The sequence below is a fragment of the Thiomonas sp. genome (assembly GCF_054608695.1).
In genome coordinates, this window is the sequence record NZ_JBTRXV010000135.1 from 1 (window position 1) to 6,651 (window position 6,651).

Sequence of the window (6,651 nt, forward strand, 5' to 3'; positions counted from 1 at the left end):
GGTGCTGGCCGCAACCGTGGTGCTGTTGTATGCGCTGGGGATGAGCTTCAACATCATGACCCTGGGCGGCATGGCCGCTGCGGTGGGGCTGGTGATCGACGACGCCATCGTCATGAGCGAGCACATCGTGCGCCGCCTGGGTGCGCCCCCAGGAGACGGCTTGGCCATCTCCGCCCCCCAAGGGGGTCGAGGAAACTTGGGGCGGCCCGGCGTTTCCTTGGCCGCGCCCGGCGCGGTCGAATCCGGCGTGAGCCAGGCGCGGCACAGCGGGGTGATGCACGCGGCAATGGAGTTTTTCCGCCCGCTGGCCGGGTCGAGCGCCTCCACCGTCATCATCTTCGTGCCGCTGGCCTTTTTGTCGGGCGTGACCGGCGCCTTCTTCAAGGCGCTGGCGTTGACCATGGCGGCAGCCTTGGTCATTTCCTTTTTCGTCTCGTGGCTGGCGGTGCCGCTGCTGGCCGACCGCTTCATCACCCGGCGCGACGTGGAAAAGGAGCAGCAGCGCGAGCATGGCCGGCTGCTGTCGGCCTTCCAGCGCGGCTACGGCCGCCTGCTGCCGGCATTGCTGCGCCGGCCGGCCTTGCTGCTGGTGGGGCTGGTGCCGTTGCTGCTGGTGGGCTGGATCGCCTATCACCACGTCGGCAGCGGCTTCATGCCGCATATGGATGAGGGCGGTTTTATTCTCGACTACCGCAGCCCGCCAGGAACGTCCTTGACGGAAACCAACCGCCTGCTGACGCAAGTCGAGACGATCTTGCGCCAGACGCCGGAAGTGCAAACATGGTCGCGACGCACCGGAGCGCAGTTGGGTGGGGGCATCACCGAAGCGAATGAGGGCGACTTCTTCGTGCGCCTCAAACCCCCGCCGCGCAAGCCCATCGATCAGGTCATGGAAGCGGTGCGGCAGCGCATCGAAATGCAGGTGCCGGGGCTGAAGATCGAGATGGCCCAACTCATGGAGGATCTGATCGGCGATCTGACGGCCGTGCCCCAGCCGGTCGAGATCAAGATCTTCGACGACAACCCGCAACAACTCGCGCAGTTGGCCGACAAGACTTCAGCGGCCATCGCCAAGATTCCCGGCATCGTCGATGTGAAAAGCGGCATCAAACCTGCCGGGGACGCCCTCAACATCCGCCTCGACCCCACGCGCATGGCGCTGCAGGGTGTGGACGCGCAGCAGGTGCAGGCGCAACTGGCGGCGCTCATCGGCGGCAGCGTGGCGACGCAGATCGAGCAGGGGCCGAAAATGGTGGGCGTGCGGGTGTGGGACGCGCCCGACTTGCGCCAAACGCCCGAAGACATCGCCGCGCTTCCACTGCGCGCGCCCGACGGCCATGTGTTCGCCTTGAGCGAAGTCGCCAGCATCAACATTCTGACCGGCCAGCCCGAGATCACGCGCGAAAACTTGAAGCGCATGGCGGCGGTGACGGCGCGCATCAGCGGACGCGACCTCGGCTCGACGATCGTGGCGGTCAAACGCGTGATCGATGCCCCGAACTATTACCCCGAAGGGGTCTACACCAAGCTCGGCGGCCTGTACAAGCAGCAGCAAATCGCCTTCAAGGGTTTGCTGCAGGTGCTGGTGGCCGCGGTGCTGCTGGTGTTCTTCCTCCTGCTGTTCCTGTACGAGCGTTTCAAGGTGGCGCTCGCCATTCTCGCCATGCCGCTGGCGGCATTGCCGGCGGTGTTCGTCGGGCTGTGGGTGTCGGGCATCGAGCTCAATATTTCGGCGATGATGGGCATGACCATGATCGTGGGCATCGTCACCGAAGTGGCCATCTTCTACTTCAGCGAGGTGCAGGAGCTGCAGCAAACGCATCCCGACATCTCGCTCGACGCAGCGCTGGTGCAGGCCGGCATCAACCGCATGCGCCCCATTGCCATGACCACGCTGGCCGCCATGCTGACGCTGGCGCCACTGGCGCTGGCCATCGGCCAGGGCTCGGCCATGCAGCAGCCGCTGGCGGTGGCCATCATCGCCGGTTTGGCGGTGCAACTGCCGCTGGTGCTGCTGCTCATGCCCGCGTTGTTCAAGCTGCTGGGCGGCAGCCTCGCCAGCGAAGACAATGACCCCACAACAATCGATGAGGTGACAACCGATGCGCATCCTGCTGGTTGAAGACGACCGCATGCTGGGCGCCGCCACGCAGCAGTCGCTGCGCGACGCCGCCCACGCGGTGGACTGGGTGCTGGACGGCGAATCGGCACTGACCGCCGTCAAGTCCACGCCCTATGAGGCCATGCTGCTGGACCTGGGGCTGCCCAAGCGCGACGGTCTGAGCGTGCTGCAGGCGCTGCGCCAGGGCGGCAACAATCTGCCGGTCATCATCGTCACCGCCCGTGATGGCGTGGACGACCGCATTCGCGGCCTCGACCTCGGCGCCGACGATTACCTCATCAAGCCCTTCGAGTCGGGTGAACTTCTGGCGCGGCTGCGCGCCGTGGCCCGGCGCAAAGGCGGCCAGGGCCAGCCGGTGCTCAGCAACGGCAGCCTGAGCCTGGACCCGACCACGCGCGAGGCCAGCGTCGACAGCGACGCTGGCACCACCAGCGCCCGCCTCTCGGCGCGCGAATACGCGCTGCTGCACGCGCTGCTGCTGCGCCCGGGCGCCATTCTCTCGCGCAGCGAACTAGAGGAGCGCATCTACGGCTGGAATGAAGAGGTGGAGAGCAATGCGGTGGAGTTCCTCATTCACGGCATTCGCAAGAAGCTTGGTCAGACCTCGATCAAGAACGTGCGCGGCGTGGGCTGGATGGTCGACCGCGAAGGCCCGGCGCTGCCCGGCCCGCAGGCGGAACGGCAACCGGATTGAGCGGCGCCCGACCAGCGCCGCCTCCACTTCACAACCCGATGCGCCTGAACCCCATCCCCCTGCTGCGCCACTGGGCGGCACAGTCCTTGCGCCGTCGCCTGTGGCTGTGGATGACCATCATCGTCGCCGTCGCCGGACTGAGCACCGGTGCGGTGTCCTACATCTTCGGCTATCAGGAGGCGAACGAGCTGCAGGACGCGCAGCTGCGCCAGATCGCCAGCCTGGTGCACCGCTACGGCCTGAAACCGAGCAGCGTGATCGAGCCCCACGGCGCTGACGCCGACCGCGACGCCCGCTTCATCATCGAGCGCCTGCGCACATCCGGCACACACACGCTGGCGAACGGACTGGCGCTGCCGAGCAAGCTCACGCCGGGCATGCACACCATCGAGGCCGGCGCGCATTCCTGGCGCGTGTTCGTGCGGCAAGATTCGAGCGGGGATATCGCCGTGGCCCAGCGCACCAGCGTGCGCAACGAGGCTGCCGTCGACAGCGGCCTGCGCACCCTCGTGCCCATGCTGACCCTGGTGCCCTTGCTGGTGCTGCTGGTGAGCTGGGTGGTGCGCCGCGCGCTGCGGCCCGTGCGCCGCCTCGCCAGCCTGGTGGACGCGCGCGACGACCATCGCCTCGACCCCTTGCCGCTGGACGAAGTCCCGCTCGAGCTGCGCCCATTCCTCGCCTCCATCAACAGCCTGCTGGCGCGGGTGGCGAGCATGCTCGAACGCGAACGCCGCTTCGTCGCCGACGCCGCGCACGAGCTTCGCACCCCCATCGCTGCCTTGACCCTGCAGGCCGAGAACCTGGACCACACCGCGCTGCCCACCGCAACCCGCAGCCGCCTGCACAACCTGCAGCAAGGCCTGACGCGCACCCGTGCCGTGGTCGAGCAGTTGCTGAGCCTGGCCCGGGTGCAGACCGGCCCAGCCAGCACGCAGCAACGCATCGATCCTGCCCAGGTTGTGCGCCACGTCCTCGAAGACCTGATGCCGCTTGCCGAGCAGCGCCGTATCGACCTCGGCCTGGAACGCCAGGACGGCGCCCCCATCCTGGCCGATTCCACCCAGCTCTACACCTTGTTGCGCAATGGTCTCGACAACGCCCTGCGCTACACCCCCGAGGGCGGGCGCGTCGACCTCGCGCTCAGCACCGAAAGCGCGCGTGACGGCAGGTCCTGGGTGCACATCGACATTGCCGACACCGGCCCAGGCATCGCAGCGCAAGACATGGACCGCGCCTTCCAACCTTTCGAGCGGCTGGACCGCGCCGCCGAGACCACCGGCAGTGGACTGGGGCTGGCCATCATGCGCAACATCGCGCAAAACCTGGGAGGCCAGATCACCCTCGACAACCGCCCCGAAGGCGGCCTGCGCCTGCGCTACAGCCAACTGGCGCAACCATCCACGGCCACTGCACCAGCCGTCACGCAAGGCACACCATCGTCTCATCCGCTCACGCAGGACAACGGCCGGCCCGGACCGCGAACTGTGGAATAATCATGCGTTTCGCCGGGATGGCGGAATTGGTAGACGCAGCGGACTCAAAATCCGCCGCCCTTAAAAGCGTGGGGGTTCGAGTCCCCCTCCCGGCACCAGTCTATTCAAGGGCTTACAGCGAAAGTTGTAGGCCCTTTTTCTATTTGTGCTGCCGAGGTTGGTTCACTTCAGGTTCATTTGGCAACACGCTCAACCCCCGAGTCGAACCAAGGAACTGAACCATGCGAGCTTCCAAAAACGTGCTGGCGCGTGGCGTGCGCTGATCCGACGCAGGCCATTCCAAGCTGACGCACAAAAGAAGGGCTCGCCGCGTGGGGGACGCATTGAGCCCTAAGAGATGCAGACTCCATCAAAGGGGAGGAGACTTGTCAGCATCCAGGTCAGGATGATGCCAGCCGTCGCCATTCGAGTCTGTACGCTACAGCACGCAGCACGCGGTGAATTTCCAGCCCGCTCGACGCAGGACGCTCATACGGCCATCGTTGTCAGCAGCAATCGGTCGTACTCCTTCTTGACCACGGCGTAACACTCGCAAGTGCGTCGTTCCAGGCCCGGGCGGTCGAGCACGGTGATGTGTCCTCGCGAATAGGAGATCAAGCCCGCGCTTTGCAGCTTGAGAGCTGCCTCGGTCACGCCTTCCCGGCGCACCCCCAGCATGTTGGCAATCAGTTCTTGCGTCATCGTCAGTTGATTCCCCTGCAGCCGGTCGAGGCTGAGGAGCAGCCAGCGGCAAAGTTGCTGGTCCAACGCGTGGTGCCGGTTGCAAACGGCGGTTTGCGTCATTTGCGTGATCAGCGCCTGTGTGTAGAGCAGCAGCAAGCGCATGACGGCACTGGTGTTGGTGAACTCGTCTTGCAGTGTTTGCGCTTTCAGCCGAAAGCCCTCTCCCGCGCTTTGCACAACCCCACGGCTGGGTGTGGAGCCTCCGCCCATGAACAGGGGGATGCCGACAATGCCTTCGTTGCCCACGACAGCGATTTCCGCCGACGCGCCAGTCTCCAACACATACAACGACGAGACGATCGCGGTGGTTGGGAAGTAGGCGTGGCTCAACGTCGTGCCTGACTCATACAGCACCTGGCCCAGCGGCATCTCCACCTGCTCCAATTGCGGCAACCAACGCTGAAACACGGCGCCGGGCAATGCAGCCAGCAGCTTGTTCGTCCTCGGGTCGCCAGCATCGGCCATCCGATCGCCATGCGGCAGGTGTGTGTGCTGGATGGAGGTCACTGCACGGGCTCCTGACTGCCCGCACCGGCATCCTCGTCTGGGTGAGGGCTTGAGCGTCCTTTGAGAGGAAGCGTGACGACAAACTGGCTGCCCTGCCCACGACCTGCACTGCGCGCCACAACCCGCCCACCATGCGCTTCGACCAGTGCGCGCACCACGGTGAGCCCGATGCCGATGCCCATGCCCATGCCGTTGTGGCCGATGGACAGAGGATCCTGCACGAAGGGCTCGAAAATGTTGCGCAACGAGGAGGCGCCAATTCCGCAGCCGTTGTCCGATACTGTCAGAGTGATGTCATCGTCGTGCATCGAGACCGACACATCGATCTCGCCGCCATCCGGCGTAAATTTAGAGGCGTTGTCGATGAGGTTGGTGAGGATCTGCACGAGGCGATCCGGATCCGCGGTCATCCGGTGCGAACCCAAGGGCATGTGGACGTTGAACTGCTGCAGGCGCGCGTCCATGGCGGGGCGGCAGGCGCTGACCGCGGCGTCAACGACGCTGACCATGTCCACGACTTGGGGCCGGATCATCAACTTGCCGCATTGGAGTTGCGACACATCATCCAGACGAGACACCAGGCGCGTGATGTTGACGACCTGCTGCTCGATCATGGATTGCGCTCGGGGGAGCAGTGGCTCATCCGAGCGAACGCGTCCCAGCATGGCCGTTGCGATGCGAATGGGTGCCAATGGATTGCGCAGCTCCTGCGCCACGGCTGCGATGAACTCGGCCTGACGACGCTGTGCCTGCACGGCCGCCTCCTGAAGCTCCTGGGCACTGGTGGCAGCGAGAACGAGATGTTCATTCGCCTCGCGCAATTCGGCATACCGACGTTCCTGCTTGTCCAAGGTCAGCCCACCAGGCGCCACGGGCTGCTGCAGCGCGGCAAGTCGCGGCTGGTGCAATGTTTCTTCGGCGAGCGAAGGATCGCCGCTGAAGACATAGCTGCCGTGCTGCTGCCATTTCGCACGGTACATGGCCGCGTCAGCACGATCGATCAGCGTTTCAACGTCGTTGGCATCATCCGGATAGATGCTGATGCCGATGCTCGACGCCAAGCGCACCACATGTCCACCTGCGCGACAGGGCGCATTGAGGGCTGCGATGAG

At 65.3% G+C, this 6,651-nt stretch carries 5 protein-coding genes and 1 tRNA gene; 4 read left to right on the top strand and 2 right to left on the bottom strand.

The window, feature by feature from the left end:
* The 4 genes from ACYCUK_RS22510 to ACYCUK_RS22525 form a co-directional block, all read left to right on the top strand.
* The coding region (locus tag ACYCUK_RS22510) for an efflux RND transporter permease subunit (RefSeq protein WP_461596845.1) at positions 1-2,122 on the top strand (2,122 nt) is incomplete at its 5' end.
* The gene (locus tag ACYCUK_RS22515; protein ID WP_461596846.1) at positions 2,103-2,816 is read left to right on the top strand and encodes a response regulator transcription factor; all 714 of its coding nucleotides are present in this window, start codon (positions 2,103-2,105) and stop codon (positions 2,814-2,816) included. The genes ACYCUK_RS22510 and ACYCUK_RS22515, both read left to right, overlap by 20 nt.
* Before the next feature lie 38 nt (positions 2,817-2,854).
* Entirely contained in the window at positions 2,855-4,309 is a 1,455-nt protein-coding gene (locus ACYCUK_RS22520; RefSeq protein ID WP_461596847.1) for a sensor histidine kinase, read from the top strand.
* Between the two features lie 11 nt (positions 4,310-4,320).
* Positions 4,321-4,407 (top strand) — tRNA-Leu (locus ACYCUK_RS22525).
* Between the two features lie 370 nt (positions 4,408-4,777).
* On the opposite strand, the gene ACYCUK_RS22530 is transcribed toward ACYCUK_RS22525, so the two are convergent.
* Together ACYCUK_RS22530 and ACYCUK_RS22535 are read right to left on the bottom strand one after the other, a co-directional pair.
* Positions 4,778-5,497, bottom strand: a complete 720-nt coding sequence (locus ACYCUK_RS22530) for a Crp/Fnr family transcriptional regulator (RefSeq protein WP_461596849.1) — start codon at positions 5,495-5,497, stop codon at positions 4,778-4,780.
* A 38-nt stretch (positions 5,498-5,535) separates the two neighbouring features.
* Positions 5,536-6,651 (bottom strand): sensor histidine kinase (locus tag ACYCUK_RS22535; protein ID WP_461596848.1); only part of this gene is annotated, 1,116 nt, incomplete at its 5' end.